At 72.9% G+C, this 15,633-nt stretch carries 13 protein-coding genes; 5 read left to right on the top strand and 8 right to left on the bottom strand.

All coding sequences use genetic code 11. The annotated features are described in order from the left end of the window. Nucleotides 1–3: 3 nt before the first annotated feature. The gene (locus QSK45_RS03380) at nt 4–402 is read right to left on the bottom strand and encodes a PIN domain-containing protein (protein ID WP_285553016.1); all 399 of its coding nucleotides are present in this window, start codon (nt 400–402) and stop codon (nt 4–6) included. Between the two features lie 77 nt (nt 403–479). On the opposite strand from QSK45_RS03380, the gene QSK45_RS03375 reads away from it, so the two are divergent. Next, entirely contained in the window at nt 480–1,496 is a 1,017-nt protein-coding gene (locus QSK45_RS03375) for a DUF8189 domain-containing protein (RefSeq protein WP_285553014.1), read from the top strand. Between the two features lie 151 nt (nt 1,497–1,647). Continuing rightward, nucleotides 1,648–2,883, top strand: coding sequence for an epoxide hydrolase family protein (locus QSK45_RS03370; RefSeq protein WP_285553013.1), 1,236 nt, complete (start codon nt 1,648–1,650; stop codon nt 2,881–2,883). Between the two features lie 72 nt (nt 2,884–2,955). Here QSK45_RS03370 and QSK45_RS03365 read toward each other — a convergent pair whose 3' ends face one another. From QSK45_RS03365 to QSK45_RS03345, 5 genes are all read right to left on the bottom strand, one after another. Continuing rightward, nucleotides 2,956–5,082 (bottom strand): 3-hydroxyacyl-CoA dehydrogenase NAD-binding domain-containing protein, encoded by a 2,127-nt coding sequence (locus QSK45_RS03365; protein WP_285553011.1) that lies wholly within the window; start codon nt 5,080–5,082, stop codon nt 2,956–2,958. Next, the gene (locus QSK45_RS03360; protein ID WP_285553009.1) at nt 5,079–6,296 is read right to left on the bottom strand and encodes a thiolase family protein; all 1,218 of its coding nucleotides are present in this window, start codon (nt 6,294–6,296) and stop codon (nt 5,079–5,081) included. Before QSK45_RS03360 ends, QSK45_RS03365 begins: the two co-directional genes overlap by 4 nt. A gap of 255 nt (nt 6,297–6,551) precedes the next feature. After that, nucleotides 6,552–7,841: a ribonuclease D gene (locus tag QSK45_RS03355; RefSeq protein ID WP_285553007.1), complete on the bottom strand. Its 1,290-nt coding sequence runs from the start codon at nt 7,839–7,841 to the stop codon at nt 6,552–6,554. Nucleotides 7,842–8,053: 212 nt separating this feature from the next. Beyond that, nucleotides 8,054–8,713: a response regulator transcription factor gene (locus tag QSK45_RS03350; RefSeq protein WP_030777669.1), complete on the bottom strand. Its 660-nt coding sequence runs from the start codon at nt 8,711–8,713 to the stop codon at nt 8,054–8,056. Nucleotides 8,714–9,031: 318 nt separating this feature from the next. After that, nucleotides 9,032–9,709: a DUF3000 domain-containing protein gene (locus tag QSK45_RS03345; protein WP_285553005.1), complete on the bottom strand. Its 678-nt coding sequence runs from the start codon at nt 9,707–9,709 to the stop codon at nt 9,032–9,034. Nucleotides 9,710–9,820: 111 nt separating this feature from the next. On the opposite strand from QSK45_RS03345, the gene hemE reads away from it, so the two are divergent. Next, entirely contained in the window at nt 9,821–10,888 is a 1,068-nt protein-coding gene (gene hemE / locus QSK45_RS03340) for a uroporphyrinogen decarboxylase (RefSeq protein ID WP_285553000.1), read from the top strand. Between the two features lie 3 nt (nt 10,889–10,891). Here hemE and QSK45_RS03335 read toward each other — a convergent pair whose 3' ends face one another. Both QSK45_RS03335 and QSK45_RS03330 read right to left on the bottom strand, forming a co-directional pair. Then, on the bottom strand, nt 10,892–11,716 hold the full coding sequence (locus QSK45_RS03335) for a rhomboid family intramembrane serine protease (protein WP_285552999.1): 825 nt from the start codon (nt 11,714–11,716) through the stop codon (nt 10,892–10,894). Between the two features lie 52 nt (nt 11,717–11,768). Then, on the bottom strand, nt 11,769–13,154 hold the full coding sequence (locus tag QSK45_RS03330; protein WP_285552998.1) for an FAD-dependent oxidoreductase: 1,386 nt from the start codon (nt 13,152–13,154) through the stop codon (nt 11,769–11,771). Between the two features lie 290 nt (nt 13,155–13,444). Here QSK45_RS03330 and hemG point away from each other — a divergent pair, with 290 nt between their 5' ends. Continuing rightward, on the top strand, nt 13,445–14,896 hold the full coding sequence (hemG, locus tag QSK45_RS03325) for a protoporphyrinogen oxidase (protein WP_285552997.1): 1,452 nt from the start codon (nt 13,445–13,447) through the stop codon (nt 14,894–14,896). A gap of 4 nt (nt 14,897–14,900) precedes the next feature. Next, the gene (gene hemQ / locus QSK45_RS03320) at nt 14,901–15,632 is read left to right on the top strand and encodes a hydrogen peroxide-dependent heme synthase (RefSeq protein WP_285552996.1); all 732 of its coding nucleotides are present in this window, start codon (nt 14,901–14,903) and stop codon (nt 15,630–15,632) included. The last annotated feature ends 1 nt before the right edge of the window (nt 15,633 follow it).

Here is a 15,633-nt window from a genome sequence, read left to right as displayed (position 1 = left end):
GGCTCAGCCGAGCACCGCCCGCGGCCCGGTGACCCGCGCGCCCAGCGCCGTCACCCGCCGCCGCAGCTCACGGTCCGCGGTGACGACCAGACAGGTACGGTCCCCGGCCCGCGCCGCAAGCTCCACGATCAGGTCGTCCCCACTGCCGGACGCCTCCTCGACCCGCACCCCCGGCACGGACGGCACCCCGCGGGCGGCGCCCTCGACCACCAGCACCAGTTCGAGCGGGCCGGGAAGTTCCGCCGTACCCGAGTCCGCGTACGCCACCAGGCGGTCGCGCAGCCGTTCGGCGGCCCCGCGCCGGTCACGCCACCAGCCGTCGGGGACGGACCCGACGACGTTGGCACCGTCGACGACGAGCAGGGGCGGGACCGGGTCCGGGGCGTCCGGGGTGTGCGTCATGCCTGCCATGGTGCCCCCTCGCCCGCATGGGGGAGGGCGCGGACCGGGGGCGGTGTGCCCCGGCTTAGAGTGACCGGGTGAACGGAGACTGGCTCCTTCGCGGCCGAGACGGCCGGCTCAGTGTCTACCAGTCGTCGGGCGACGCCGTCCTGTGCCGGGCGGAGCAGGGCCCCGGCGGCACCTGGACCGGCCCGCGCAAGGTCGGCGGCGAACAGAAACTGCATCCCGTCCTGGCCCTCGGTCAGGGCGCCGACGGCTATGCCCACCTGGTGTCCTGGCGGCCCACCACCAAGGGCGAGTCGGGCCTCGTGCACTCCACCCACTTCCGCGCCCACCTCGCCGCCCTGGACTGGAACCCCGTCGGCCACCCCGACAAGAAGGGCGACCGCACCGGTTGGCCCGCCGTCGCCGTGGACGCCGAGGGCCGCGCCCATGTCTTCGTCCGCAACGCGCAGGGCGGCGTGAGCCTGCTCGCGCAGAAGGAGAAGGGCGGCTGGGAGCCCTGGCGGGACCTCGGCGGCAGGGGCGTCCAGGACGGACTCGCCGCGGTGACGGGGGAGTCCGGCAGGGTCGAGCTGTACGCGGCCACCCCCGAGGGCGTCCTGTACTGGCGTCAGGAGGCCCCCGGCGCCCCACCGGTACTCCAGGACCCGCTGAAGGCCCCGGTGCGCCCAGGGACCCTCCACGCGCTCGCCACGTCCGCCGAGCGTACGACGCTCTACTACACCGGCACCGGGGGCGAACTGTGCGCCTGGCGGCCCGGCGGCGAGCCGGTCACCCTGCTGCCCGCCGCCGGGCACGGGCCGGTCGCGGCGGTGCGCTGCGAGCTCGACGGCCACGACTGCACCCTGCTGGCCCAGCGCTCGGCGGGCGGCCGGGTCGCCTTCGCCGCCTATCCGACCGAACTGGAGTCCGCGGGCGCCTGGTGGACCGAGTCCGGCCCCCGGCTCACCGTGGACGCCCGGGTGTGCCTCGCGACGGACGAGGACGGGCGGGTGGTCGCGGCGACGCTGTCCCCGTCGACAGGTCAACTCCTGCTGACCCGCCGCAAGGACGAGCCGGGACTCGCCCTGGAGGCGTGGCGGGCGGTCTGAGCCCCGTCCCGACCCCTGTGTCGGCGAGGGTGTCCGGCGTCCGGCGGGGGTCGCGCGGCCCCACGCCCTTGAAGTCGCCGCCCGCGACCCTGGAATGTTGGTCCGACAGGCCCACGGCACCGCTTCCCCCGCACCGGTAAGGAACCACGCCATGACCACCCCGCACGCCTTTCCCCTGGAGCCCACCCCGATCCATGTGCCCGACGAGGCCCTCGACGACCTGCGCGCCCGTCTGGCGGCGACCCGTCCGCCGCTGGACGAGGGGAACGACGACTGGTCCTACGGCGTCCCGGCCGGCTATCTGCGGGAGCTGGTCGCCCACTGGCGGGACGGCTACGACTGGCGCAAGGCCGAGGCCGCCATCAACGCCTACGAGCACTACCAGGTGAGCGTCGCCGGCGTCCCGGTGCACTTCATGCGCAAGCCCGGCCGCGGCCCCCGCCCCATCCCGTTGATCCTCACCCACGGCTGGCCGTGGACGTTCTGGCACTGGTCGAAGGTGATCGACCCGCTCGCCGACCCGGCCGCGTCCGGCGGTGATGCCGCCGACGCGTTCGACGTCATCGTGCCGTCCCTGCCCGGCTTCGGCTTCCCCGGCCCGCTCACCGGCTTTCCGGACGTCAACTTCTGGAAGGTCTCCGACCTCTGGCACACCCTGATGACCGAGACCCTGGGATACGAGAGGTACGCCGCCGGCGGCTGCGACATCGGCGGGATCGTCTCCAGCCAGCTCGGCCACAAGTACGCCGACGAGCTGTACGGCATCCACATCGGCTCCGGGCTGCCGCTCGACTTCTTCACCGGCCCCCGCGCCTGGGACTTCGCCCGGAACCGGCCCCTCACCGACGACCAGCCCGCCGACGTCCACGCCCGCCTCGTCGAGATGGACCGCCGCTCGGCGTCCCACCTCGCCGTGCACGTGCTCGACGGCGCCACCCTGGCCCACGGACTCAGCGACTCACCCGCCGGACTGCTCGCCTGGCTGCTGGAGCGCTGGAACGCCTGGAGCGACAACGGCGGCGACGTCGAGTCCGTCTTCACCAAGGACGACCTGCTCACCCACGCCACGATCTACTGGGTGAACAACTCCATCGGCACGTCGATGCGGTACTACGCCAACGCCAACCGCTACCCCTGGACCCCCTCCCACGACCGCACACCCGTCGTGCAGGCCCCGGTCGGGCTCACCTTCGTCACCTACGAGAACCCGCCCGGCGTCCACGGCGCCGAGGAACGCGTCCGGGCGTTCGAGACCGGCCCGCAGGCCGCCTGGTTCAACCACGTCAACGTCAACGCCCACGACCGCGGCGGCCACTTCATCCCCTGGGAGAATCCCGACGCCTGGGTGAGCGACCTGCGCCGCACCTTCCACGGCCGCAGGCCCTGACGACCGAAGCGGGCTCGGGCGCACGCGAAAGGGCCCCCGCCACGGCGGGGGCCCTTTACGCTGTCACCGGTGTCAGGCCGGAACGCTCGCCACGCCCGGGGCCAGGAACGGCTTGCCGTTCACGCGCTCCGAGACGCCCTCGCGGTCCAGGTACGGCGTGATGCCGCCCAGGTGGAAGGGCCAGCCGGCGCCCGTGATCAGGCACAGGTCGATGTCCTGCGCCTCGGCGACGACACCCTCGTCCAGCATGAGCCCGATCTCCTGCGCGACCGCGTCCAGGACGCGGTCGCGCACCTGCTCCTCGGTCAGGACGACATCGCCCTGCTTGAGGAGCGCGGCGACCTCGGGGTCCAGCTCCGGCTTGCCGCTGTCGTAGACGTAGAAGCCGCGCTTGCCGGCCTCGACCACGGCCTTGAGGTTCGGGGAGACCTTGAAGCGGTCCGGGAAGGCCCGGCTGAGGGTCTCCGAGACGTGCAGGCCGATCGCCGGGCCGACCAGTTCGAGCAGGACCAGCGGGGACATCGGAAGGCCCAGCGGCTCGACCGCCTTCTCGGCGACCTCGACCGGGGTGCCCTCGTCGATGACGTTCTGGATCTCGCCCATGAAGCGGGTCAGGATGCGGTTCACGACGAACGCCGGGGCGTCCTTGACCAGTACCGCCGTCTTCTTCAGCTTCTTGGCGACCGCGAAGGCGGTGGCCAGGGAGGCGTCGTCGGTCCGCTCGCCGCGGACGATCTCCAGGAGCGGCAGGATCGCGACCGGGTTGAAGAAGTGGAAGCCCACGACCCGCTCGGGGTGCTGGAGCTTGGAGGCCATCTCCGACACCGACAGCGAGGAGGTGTTGGTCGCGAGGACCGCGTGCGCCGGGGCGACCGCCTCGACCTCCGCGAACACCTTCTGCTTGACGCTCATCTCCTCGAACACGGCCTCGATGACGAAGTCCGCGTCCGCGAAGCCCTCGGCCTTGTCCAGGACACCGGTGACCAGTGCCTTGAGGCGGTTGGCCTTGTCCTGGTGGATGCGGCCCTTGGCGAGCAGCTTGTCGATCTCGCCGTGGACGTAGCCCACACCCTTGTCGATGCGCTCCTGGTCGATGTCGGTCAGCACGACCGGCACCTCCAGGCGGCGCAGGAAGAGCAGCGCGAGCTGGCTGGCCATCAGACCGGCGCCGACGACGCCGACCTTGGTGACCGGGCGGGCCAGGCTCTTGTCCGGGGCGCCGGCGGGGCGCTTGCCGCGCTTCTGCACCAGGTTGAACGAGTAGATGCCCGCGCGCAGTTCGCCGCCCATGATGAGGTCGGCGAGCGCCTGGTCCTCGGCGTCGTAACCCTGCTGGAGGTCGCCGTTCTTGGCGGCCTCGATGATCTCCAGGGCGCGGTAGGCGGCCGGGGCGGCGCCGTGCACCTTGGCGTCGGCGATGAAGCGGCCCTTGGCGACGGCCTGGTCCCAGGCCTCGCCGCGGTCGATCTCCGGGCGCTCGACGGTGATGTCGCCCTTGAGGACCTTCGCCGTCCACAGGAGCGACTGCTCCAGGAAGTCGGCGCCCTCGAAGATGGCGTCGGCGATGCCGAGCTCGAAGACCTGCTTGCCCTTGAGCTGCTTGTTCTGGTTCAGCGAGTTCTCGATGATGACCGAGACGGCCTTGTCGGCGCCGATCAGGTTCGGCAGCAGGGTGCAGCCGCCCCAGCCGGGGACCAGACCGAGGAAGACCTCGGGCAGCGAGAACGCCGGGATCGCCTGGGAGACGGTCCGGTAGGTGCAGTGCAGGCCGACCTCGACGCCACCGCCCATGGCCGCGCCGTTGTAGTAGGCGAAGGTCGGCACGGCGAGGCCCGCGAGGCGCTTGAAGACCTCGTGGCCGCCCTTGCCGATGGCGAGCGCGTGCTCGTGCTCCTTCAGCAGCTCGACGCCCTTGAGGTCGGCGCCGACGGCGAAGATGAACGGCTTGCCGGTGATGCCGACACCGGCGATCGCACCCTCGGCCGCCTCCTTCTCGACCTGGTCGATCGCCGCGTTCAGGTTCGCGAGCGAGGCCGGGCCGAAGGTGGTCGGCTTGGTGTGGTCCAGGCCGTTGTCCAGCGTGATCAGCGCGAAGCGGCCGGCGCCGAACGGGAGGTCGAAGTGGCGGACGTGCGCGCTGGTGACGACCTCGTCGGGGAACAGGTCCGAAGCCTGCTTCAGAAGCTCGGTGGTGCTCACTTGTCCCCCTCGAAGTGCGGGTTCTCCCAGATGACCGTCGCGCCCATGCCGAAGCCGACGCACATGGTGGTCAGGCCGTAGCGGACGTGCGGCTGCTCCTCGAACTGGCGGGCCAGCTGCGTCATCAGACGGATGCCGGAGGAGGCCAGCGGGTGACCGAAGGCGATGGCGCCGCCGTACTGGTTGACGCGCGCGTCGTCGTCGGCGATGCCGTAGTGCTCGAGGAAGGCCAGCACCTGGACGGCGAAGGCCTCGTTGATCTCGAACAGGCCGATGTCGGAGATGGACAGGCCCGCCTTGGCGAGCGCCTTCTCGGTGGCCGGGATCGGGCCGTAGCCCATGACCTCGGGCTCCACGCCGGCGAAGGCGTAGGAGACGAGGCGCATCTTGACCGGGAGGCCGTTCTCGCGGGCGAAGTCCTCGCTGGCGATGATCGACGCGGTGGCACCGTCGTTCAGACCGGCCGAGTTGCCGGCGGTGACGCGGCCGTGGACGCGGAACGCCGTCTTGAGGTTGGCCAGGCCCTCCAGGGTGGTCCCCGGGCGCATCGGCTCGTCGGCGGTCACCAGACCCCAGCCGGTCTCGCCGCCCACGTCGGTGGTGCGGCGAACCGAGATCGGCACCAGGTCCTGCTGGATCTTGCCGTCGGCGTACGCCTTGGCGGCCTTCTCCTGCGAGCGCACCGCGTACTCGTCGGAGCGCAGCTTGGTGAGGCTCGGGTAGCGGTCGTGCAGGTTCTCCGCGGTCATGCCCATGAACAGGGCCGACTCGTCCACCAGCTTCTCGCTCACGAAGCGCGGGTTCGGGTCGACGGCCTCGCCCATCGGGTGGCGGCCCATGTGCTCGACGCCACCGGCGATGACGGCGTCGTAGGCGCCGAACGCGATGGAGCCGGCCACGGACGTCACGGCGGTCAGGCCACCGGCGCACATGCGGTCGATGGAGTAACCGGGCACGGACTGCGGCAGACCCGCGAGGATGCCGGCGGTGCGGCCGAGGGTCAGGCCCTGGTCGCCGATCTGCGTGGTCGCGGCGATGGCGACCTCGTCGATCTTCTTCGGGTCCAGGCCGGGGTTGCGGCGCAGCAGCTCCCGGATCGCCTTGACGACGAGGTCGTCGGCGCGAGTCTCGTGGTAGATGCCCTTCGGGCCCGCCTTGCCGAACGGGGTGCGGACGCCGTCGACGAAGACGACGTCCCTGACGGTACGAGGCACGATGGCTCTCCTCCATGGTGCGGGACGCTGAGCGCTTGCTTAAGCCCATGCTACTTGCGAGTAATGTAGCTGCCCAGTCCTGCCGGGGCCAGCGGTGAAGGTCACACCGGTGGCGGACGCCGGTGAGCGCCGCGGCGGTTCGCAGGTTGGCGCGATCTGTGCGGCCCGGTCGCGCGTCGCGCCAGGGGCGCGGGGAAACGCGCGAGCGGCCGCGGGAGACCCGCGGCCGCTCGACGTCACGCATTCCAGCGGCGCTCACGCGCCCTTGGCAGACAGCGCGTCCACCAGGACCGGCGTCACCAGCTCCACCTGCCACGGACGCGCGCCGTACCCCGCGAGCGCCGCGGAGACGGACCCGGTGTCGACCACGGCGGGCGGCTGCCAGCACACGCGGCGGACCGTGTCCGGAGAGATCAGGTTCTCCTGTGGCATGGAAAGCCGCTCGGCGAGGGCGGTCACCGCCGCCCGCGCGGCGGAGAGGCGGGCCGCCGCCGAGGGGTCCTTGTCGGCCCACGCCCGCGGCGGGGGCGGACCCGTCACCGGCTGTCCGGGCTGCGGCAGCTCCGACTCCGGCAGGGCCTTCGCCCGGTCCACCGCCGCCTGCCACTGCTCCAGCTGCCGCCGGCCGGTCCGGTGCCCGAACCCGCTCAGTGCGGCCAGGGCGTGCACGTTGCCCGGCACGGCCAGCGCCGCCTCGACGATCGCCGCGTCCGGCAGCACCTTGCCCGGCGAGACGTCACGCCGCTGTGCGACACGGTCCCGCGTCTCCCACAGCTCCCGTACGACCGCCAGCTGCCGGCGGCGCCGTACCTTGTGCATCCCGGACGTACGGCGCCACGGCTCCTTGCGGGGCTCGGCCGGCGGGGCGCTCGCGATCGCGTCGAACTCCTCGAGGGCCCACTCCAGCTTGCCCTGGCGGTCCAGCTCCTTCTCCAGGGCGTCGCGCAGGTCCACGAGGAGTTCGACGTCGAGCGCGGCATAGCGCAGCCAGGGCTCGGGCAGCGGGCGGGTGGACCAGTCGACGGCGGAGTGGCCCTTCTCCAGGACGAAGCCGAGGACGTTCTCCACCATCGCGCCGAGGCCGACGCGGGGGAACCCGGCGAGCCGGCCGGCCAGCTCGGTGTCGAACAGCCGGGTGGGGAGCATGCCTATCTCGCGCAGGCACGGCAGGTCCTGCGTGGCCGCGTGCAGCACCCACTCCACGCCGGACAGCGCCTCGCCGAGCGCGGACAGGTCGGGGCAGGCGACGGGGTCGATCAGTGCGGTGCCGGCGCCCTCGCGGCGCAGCTGCACCAGATACGCGCGCTGGCCGTAGCGGTACCCGGAGGCGCGCTCGGCGTCCACCGCGACGGGCCCGGAGCCGGCGGCGAAGGCGGCGACCGCCTCGGCGAGCGCGGCCTCGTCGGCGATCACGGGCGGAATGCCCTCACGGGGTTCGAGCAGGGGTGTCGGCGCCTCCGTCACAGAAGATCCGGCGTCGTCGGGAGGCGTGCCTCCACTGCTGCGCCGGGTGCTGTCTGCTGCGGTGTCTTGGGCGTCGGTCACCTGTCAAGGGTATCCATGCGTGGACAGCACCCGTCGCCGGAACGTTCCGTCGACGGGCGCCGAGGGGTCGTAAACCAGTCAGCCCGGTGAAACCGCCGGTTCACGCGAGTGAACCGGTCGCTTTCCGGAAGCGGTCGGTGGAGGGGCAGGCGTAGGGGGAGACGGGGCGTAGGGGGAGGTGGACGGAGAAGGGGGCGGGGGAGCGGAGGCGGTCAGTGGATGATCCCGGTGCGCAGGGCCACGGCGACCATGCCGGCCCGGTCGCCGGTGCCCAGCTTGCGGGCGATGCGGGCGAGGTGGCTCTTCACGGTGAGGGCGGACAGGCCCATGGACACGCCGATCGCCTTGTTCGACTGGCCCTCCGCGACCAGTCGCAGCACCTCGACCTCGCGTCCGGACAGTTCGCGGTAGCCGCCCGGGTGGCTCGGGGCACCCGGGGGGCGGCGGTGCATGCGGGCGGCGGCGCCGAGGGGGGCCGCACCGGGGCGGGTGGGGAGCCCGATGTTGGTGCGGGTGCCGGTGACGACGTAGCCCTTGACCCCGCCCGCCAGGGCGTTGCGGACCGCCCCGATGTCGTCGGCGGCGGAGAGGGCGAGCCCGTTGGGCCAGCCCGCGGCGCGGGTCTCGGACAGCAGGGTCAGGCCGGAGCCGTCGGGCAGGTGGACGTCGGCGACGCAGATGTCGCGGGGGTTGCCGATGCGGGGACGAGCCTCCGCGATGGACGAGGCCTCGATCACGTCGCGCACACCGAGCGCCCACAGGTGGCGGGTGACGGTGGAACGCACGCGCGGGTCGGCCACGACCACCATGGCGGTCGGCTTGTTCGGGCGGTAGGCGACCAGGCTTGCGGGTTGCTCAAGGAGAACGGACACCAGGCCTCCTGGGTGGGGGGACGGGGCCGGCTTGTGGGGAAGAAGCCGGGACGAACCGTGCTTTCAAGGTCACAGTCGTCTTCGGCAGCAAACCTGTCCGCCTTTAGAGAGTGATCACGATCTAGTGAGTAACAATCCGTACAATTCGGACACGCGATCGATCACCCGAAGATCGAATCGGTCCGAGCGGATGCGATTCGAGTGCGCAATGTGGCCGTATCGACAAAGAGATGGTCAATAAGACGCCCTTGAGGGGGACGGCGGTCGTGACGCGCCGTCACATCACCGGGACTGCGGGCCCCTGCGCGCGCCGTCACATCACCGGGACTGCGGGCCCCTGCGCTGCGGCAGCGTCACCACCGAGGCGTCGCCCGGACCGGCCGGCGGCAGGCCCCCGACCTGGGCCAGCAGATCGCACCAGGAGACCAGGTGGGCGGCCGCGTCCGGCACGCCGCCGAGCCCCTCCCGCGGCGTCCAGGAGGCCCGGATCTCGATCTGCGAGGCGGGCGGCCGGTCGGCGAGCCCGCCGAAGTAGTGCGAACTCGCGCGCGTGACGGTGCCGCTCGGCTCGCCGTAGCCGAGGCCGCGCGCCCCCAGCGCCCCGGTCAGCCAGGACCAGCACACCTCCGGCAGCAGCGGATCGGCCGCCATCTCCGGCTCCAGCTCCGCCCGCACCAGCGTCACCAGGCGGAACGTGCCCCGCCAGGCGTCGTGCCCGGCCGGGTCGTGCAGCAGCACCAGGCGCCCGTCGGCCAGCTCCTGCTCGCCGTCGACCACCACCGCCTCCAGCGCGTACGCGTACGGCGCGAGCCGCTGCGGCGCGGGGGTCGGCTCGACCTCCACCTGCGGGCGCAGCCGGCAGCCGCGCAGAGCGTCGACCGCGGTCCGGAACGCCGGCGGACCCGCGGCATCCGAGTGCCGGTCCGCCTCCTCGGTGTCCTTCACGTCGCCCAATCCGTCAGCGCCATCCGACCTGTGTCCGTGAGCCGCAGCCATGCGGGGAAGAGTAAGGGGAACCGGGCCTCTGCGCAGGCAGGACACCCCGCGACGTGCGGTTCCCCGCCGCCTGTGCACGGTCCCTCGACGCGGTCGTGCGAGACTTTCCCCGTGACCGCCAACGAGGCCCCCCGGGGCAAGCAGCCGACCGCGACGTACGACAGCGCCTTCCTCAAGGCGTGCAGGCGTGAACCGGTGCCGCACACCCCCGTGTGGTTCATGCGTCAGGCCGGCCGCTCCCTGCCCGAGTACCGCAAGGTGCGCGAGGGCATTCCGATGCTCGAGTCCTGCGCGCGGCCCGAGCTGGTCACCGAGATCACCCTCCAGCCGGTGCGTCGGCACGGCGTGGACGCGGCGATCTACTACAGCGACATCGTCGTCCCGCTCAAGGCCATCGGTCTCGACCTCGACATCAAGCCCGGCGTCGGCCCGGTCGTCGAGCAGCCGATCCGCACCCGCGCCGACCTGGCCCGGCTGCGCGACCTCACCCCCGAGGACGTCTCGTACGTCACCGAGGCCATCGGGATGCTCACCCGCGAGCTGGGCCCCACCCCGCTGATCGGCTTCGCCGGCGCCCCCTTCACGCTGGCCAGCTACCTGGTCGAGGGCGGCCCGTCGCGGACGTACGAGAACGCCAAGGCGATGATGTACGGCGACCCCGAGCTGTGGGCCGACCTGCTCGACCGCCTCGCCGACATCACGGCCGCCTTCCTGAAGGTCCAGATCGAGGCCGGCGCCTCCGCGGTGCAGTTGTTCGACTCCTGGGCCGGCGCGCTCGCCCCCGCCGACTACCGGCGCTCGGTGCTGCCCGCCTCGGCCAAGGTCTTCGACGCGGTCGCGGAGTACGGCGTCCCGCGCCTCCACTTCGGCGTGGGCACCGGCGAGCTGCTGGGCCTGATGGGCGAGGCCGGCGCGGACGTCGTCGGCGTCGACTGGCGCGTCCCGCTGGACGAGGCGGCCCGCCGCGTCGGCCCCGGCAAGGCGCTCCAGGGCAATCTGGACCCGACCGTGCTGTTCGCCGGCAAGGACGCCGTCGAGGCGAAGGCCCAGGAGGTGCTGGACGCCGCCGCGGGTCTGGAGGGGCATGTCTTCAACCTCGGCCACGGCGTGATGCCCCACACCGACCCGGACGAGCTGACCCGGCTCGTGGAGTACGTCCACTGCGCCGGCGCCCGCTGACGCTCACCACGTGGAGTAGGGCCGCGCGCGCCTGCCGAACAGCAGGCCGGGCGGCTCCGGCGGTGGCGGTGTGCCGGGCTTGAGCGGCAGGGCGACGAGCAGGCCCACGAGGAAGCCGATCACGTGGGCCGCGTACGCCACGGTCCCCGCGCCGGAGAGCCCCTGCCCGGACGAGTACACGGCCTGGAGCCCGAACCAGAAGCCGAGCACCAGCCAGGCCGGCAGCCGCAGCGGCAGGAAGACCAGGAGCGGCACCAGCACCCAGACCCGCGCCCTCGGCCACAGCACGATGTAGGCGCCGAGCACCCCGGCGATCGCCCCGGACGCGCCGATCAGCGGCTCCGCCGAACCGGCGTTGAGCAGGGCGAAGCCGTACCCGGCCGCGTAGCCGCAGACGACGTAGAAGACGAAGTAGCGGATGTGGCCCATCCGGTCCTCGACGTTGTTGCCGAAGATCAGCAGGAACAGCATGTTGCCCAGCAGGTGCAGCCAGCTGCCGTGCACGAACATCGCCGTGAACACCGACAGCGGCGGCGACTTGTGGAAAGCGCGCGGCGCCACCACGCAGCCGGGCCCGTGCGGGCCGACGCCCACCCCGCCCGTCGGCACGAGGTGCGGCACCTGGTGGTGGATCAGTTCCCTCGGGACCGCCGCGAAGCGGTCCAGGAACGCCTCCAGATGGCACAGCTGCGCCAGGTTCCCGGCGCCGGTCAGGGAACCGGCCATGCCGGGCGTCGACAGGAACACGAGGACGTTCGCGAGGATCAGGGCGTACGTCACCCAGGGGGTGCGGCGCACCGGATTGATGTCACGGACGGGGATGACCACACAGGAGTAGTGCCCGGCGAGACCCCGGCCATTCGAGTGATCCCCGCGCCGGTCAGTTCCCGCGCACCAGCTGGGCCGCCTTGCGCGCGGCCACCAGAACCGGGTCCCACACCGGCGAGAACGGCGGCGCGTAGCCGAGGTCGAGGGCGGTCATCTGCTCCACCGTCAGCCGCGCGGTCAGCGCCACCGCCGCGATGTCCACCCGCTTGGCCGCGCCCTCGCGTCCGACGATCTGCACGCCCAGCAGCCGACCGGTGCGGCGCTCGGCGAGCATCTTGACCGTCATGGGGGAGGCCCCCGGGTAGTAGCCGGCCCGGCTGGTCGACTCGATGGTCACCGCCTCGAACTCCAGGCCCACCCGGCGCGCGTCCTTCTCGCGCAGTCCGGTACGGGCGATCTCCAGGTCGCACACCTTGCTGACCGCCGTACCGACCACGCCCGGGAAGGTGGCGTAGCCGCCGCCCGCGTTGGTGCCGATGACCTGGCCGTGCTTGTTGGCGTGGGTGCCCAGGGGGACGTACCGCTCCTGCCCGGAGACCAGGTCGAGCACCTCCACGCAGTCGCCGCCCGCCCAGATGTTCTCGTGGCCGCGCACCCGCATGGCCAGGTCGGTGAGCAGCCCGCCATGGGCGCCGAGCGGCAGCCCGGCGGTGCGCGCGAGGGCGGTCTCCGGGCGGACGCCGATGCCGAGGACCACCACGTCGGCCGGGTACTCGGCGTGCTGCGTGGCCACCGCGCGGACCCGGCCGTCCTCGCCGGTGAGGATCTTGGTGACCTCGGCGCGGTTCACCATGGTGATGCCCAGGCCCTCCATGGCGTGGTGCACCAGGCGGCCCATGTCGGGATCGAGGGTCGACATCGGCTCCCGGCCGCGGTTGACGACCGTCACCTCGAAACCCCGGTCGATCAGCGCCTCGGCCATCTCCACGCCGATGTACCCGGCGCCGACGACCACCGCGCGCCGCCCCCGCGTGCGGGCCAGCGTGTCGAGGAGCGCCTGCCCGTCCTCCAGGGTCTGCACCCCGTGCACTCCGGGGGCGTCCGCGCCGGGCAGATCCGGGCGAACCGGGCGCGCGCCGGTGGCGATCACCAGTTTGTCGTACGACGTCCACGACTCGGCTCCGGAACCGACGTCCCGCGCGCGTACCCGCTGCCCCGGCACGTCGATCTCCGTGACCTCGGTGCGCAGCCGCAGGTCGATGCCCCGGGCGCGGTGCTCCTCGGGGGTGCGGGCGATCAGGTCGTCCCGCCCGGGGACGGCGCCGCCCACCCAGTAGGGGATGCCGCACGCCGAGAACGAGGTGAAGCGACCGCGCTCGAACGCCACGATCTCCAGCTCCTCGGTCCCCTTCTGCCGCCGCGCCTGCGACGCCGCCGACATGCCCGCGGCATCGCCACCGATCACGACCAGCCGTTCCCGCCCCTGACCCATGCTCATGGGGACACGCTAGAGGGTCCCGGCGGGCGGGGACACGGCGGCGGGGGCCGGGCGGGGCCCGGGGACGCGGGGTTGGACGCCCGCCGCGCCGGTCGCGTCCGGGCGGCCGCGCGGGACACGCCCGAGGGGCGCGGGGCCGTACCGTCACGCGAGGGCCCGTGCCCATGCGGCCCGGGAGCCCTGAGGGCGGGGTCCGCCCGGGGGCTCCGGCGCCGGGGTCCTGGTGGCCGGGCGGAGCGGGACCTACGGCCCTATCAGGACGCTCGCCGGGGTTTGAGAGAGTGGGGACCATGAGCGCAACGGGTACGAGTTCGCACGTCGTCGTCATCGGAGCCGGTATCGCCGGTCTGGCCGCCGCGCACCGGCTGCTGGAGCGCGGCGCGCGGGTGACGGTGCTGGAGGCGTCCGAGCGGGTCGGCGGCAAGCTGCTGCCCGGCGAGATCGCGGGAGTCCGGGTGGACCTCGGCGCCGAGTCGATGCTCGCCCGCCGCCCCGAGGCCGTGAACCTCGCCCGCGAGGTCGGCCTCGCCGGCCGGCTCCAGCCCCCGGCCGTCGCGAGCGCCGCCATCTGGACCCGCGGCGCGCTGCGCCCCATGCCCAAGGGCCATGTGATGGGCGTGCCCGGCACCGCCGCCGCGCTCGCCGGTGTGCTGTCCGACGACGGCCTGGCCCGCATCGAGCAGGACGCCGTGCTGCCCCGCACCGAGGTCGGCGACGACGTGGCGGTGGGCGAGTACGTGGCGGCCCGGCTCGGCCGCGAGGTCGTCGACCGCCTGGTCGAACCCCTGCTCGGCGGGGTGTACGCGGGCGACGCGTACCGCATCTCGATGCGCTCCGCCGTCCCCCAGCTCTTCCAGGCCGCCCGCGCGCACGCCTCCCTCACCGAGGGCGTCCGCGAGATCCAGGCCAGGGCCGCGGCCGCGCAGCAGACCGGGCCCGTCTTCATGGGCGTCGAGGGCGGCGTGGGCACCCTGCCGCTCGCGGTCGCCGAGTCCGTCCGCTCGCGCGGCGGCGAGATCCGCACGAACACCCCCGTCACCGAGCTGCGCCGCGACCCCGCCGGCGGCTGGCGCGTCACCGCGGGCGGGCAGCCGCTGCACGCCGACGCCGTGGTGGTCGCCGTACCCGCCCCGGCCGCCGCGCGGCTGCTGCGCCCCGAGTCCCCGGTGGCCGCCGCCGAACTGGCCGCCGTGGAGTACGCGTCGATGGCGCTGGTCACCCTCGCCTACCGGCGTGCCGACCTGTCCCTGCCCGAGGGCAGCGGCTTCCTGGTGCCGCCCGTCGACGGACGCACCATCAAGGCCTCGACGTTCGCCTCCCAGAAGTGGGGCTGGATCGCCGAGGAGGACCCGGACACCGTCGTGCTGCGCACCTCGGTGGGGCGGTACGGCGAGACGGCGGTCCTCGGCCGCGACGACGCCGACCTGGTCGAGGTCTCCCGGGACGATCTGCGCGAGGCCGTCGGCATCGAGGCCGCGCCCGTCGAGACCCGGGTCACCCGTTGGACCGACGGGCTGCCCCAGTACCCGGTCGGGCATCACGGGCGCGTGGCCCGTGTCCGCGAGCACATCGCCAAGCTGCCGGGCCTCGCGGTCTGCGGCGCGCAGTACGACGGCGTGGGCATCCCCGCGTGCGTCGCCAGTGCGAACGCGGCCGTCGACCAGTTGTCCGGTGATCTGCGCGGGGTCGAGGAGCTGACGGCCCACCCGGTGCAGAGCCTTCACGGCGGAGCAGGAGAATAGGAACATGAGTGACGACGCCCCCATCATCGAGACCGGCAGGGTCCCCAACAAGGGCAAGCTGGCCAAGGACCTGAACGAGGTCATCCGCTACACGCTGTGGTCGGTCTTCAAGCTGAAGGACGTGCTGCCGACCGACCGCGCGGGCTACGCCGACGAGGTGCAGGAGCTGTTCGACCAGCTCGCCGCGAAGGACGTGACGATCCGCGGCACGTACGACCTCTCCGGCATGCGGGCCGACGCGGACCTGATGATCTGGTGGCACGCCGAGACCAGCGACCAGCTCCAGGACGCGTACAACCTCTTCCGCCGCACCAAGCTGGGCCGCGCGCTGGAGCCGGTGTGGTCCAACATGGCGCTGCACCGCCCCGCCGAGTTCAACCGCTCGCACATCCCGGCGTTCCTCGCCGACGAGACGCCGCGCGACTACATCAGCGTCTACCCCTTCGTGCGCTCGTACGACTGGTACCTGCTGCCCGACGAGGACCGCCGCCGCATGCTCGCCGACCACGGCAAGATGGCCCGCGGTTTCCCGGACGTGCGCGCCAACACCGTCGCCTCGTTCTCGCTGGGCGACTACGAGTGGATCCTCGCCTTCGAGGCGAACGAGCTGGCCCGCATCGTCGACCTCATGCGCCACCTGCGCGGCTCCGAGGCCCGCATGCACGTCCGCGAGGAGATCCCGTTCTTCACGGGCCGCCGCAAGGACGTGGCGGACCTGGTGGCCGGGCTGGCCTGAG

Source organism: Streptomyces hygroscopicus subsp. hygroscopicus (assembly GCF_030269125.1).
Classification (GTDB): domain Bacteria; phylum Actinomycetota; class Actinomycetes; order Streptomycetales; family Streptomycetaceae; genus Streptomyces; species Streptomyces hygroscopicus_C.
Note: the sequence above shows the minus strand (reverse complement) of the source record. Positions and strands in the feature narration are given on the sequence as shown.

Coding starts and splice junctions, on each gene's coding strand:
- QSK45_RS03345 (WP_285553005.1), bottom strand. CDS start 9,709: ATGGCTGCGGCTCACGGACACAGGTCGGATGGCGCTGACGGATTGGGC.
- hemQ (WP_285552996.1), top strand. CDS start 14,901: ATGAGTGACGACGCCCCCATCATCGAGACCGGCAGGGTCCCCAACAAG.
- QSK45_RS03330 (WP_285552998.1), bottom strand. CDS start 13,154: ATGAGCATGGGTCAGGGGCGGGAACGGCTGGTCGTGATCGGTGGCGAT.
- hemG (WP_285552997.1), top strand. CDS start 13,445: ATGAGCGCAACGGGTACGAGTTCGCACGTCGTCGTCATCGGAGCCGGT.
- QSK45_RS03370 (WP_285553013.1), top strand. CDS start 1,648: ATGACCACCCCGCACGCCTTTCCCCTGGAGCCCACCCCGATCCATGTG.
- QSK45_RS03380 (WP_285553016.1), bottom strand. CDS start 402: ATGACGCACACCCCGGACGCCCCGGACCCGGTCCCGCCCCTGCTCGTC.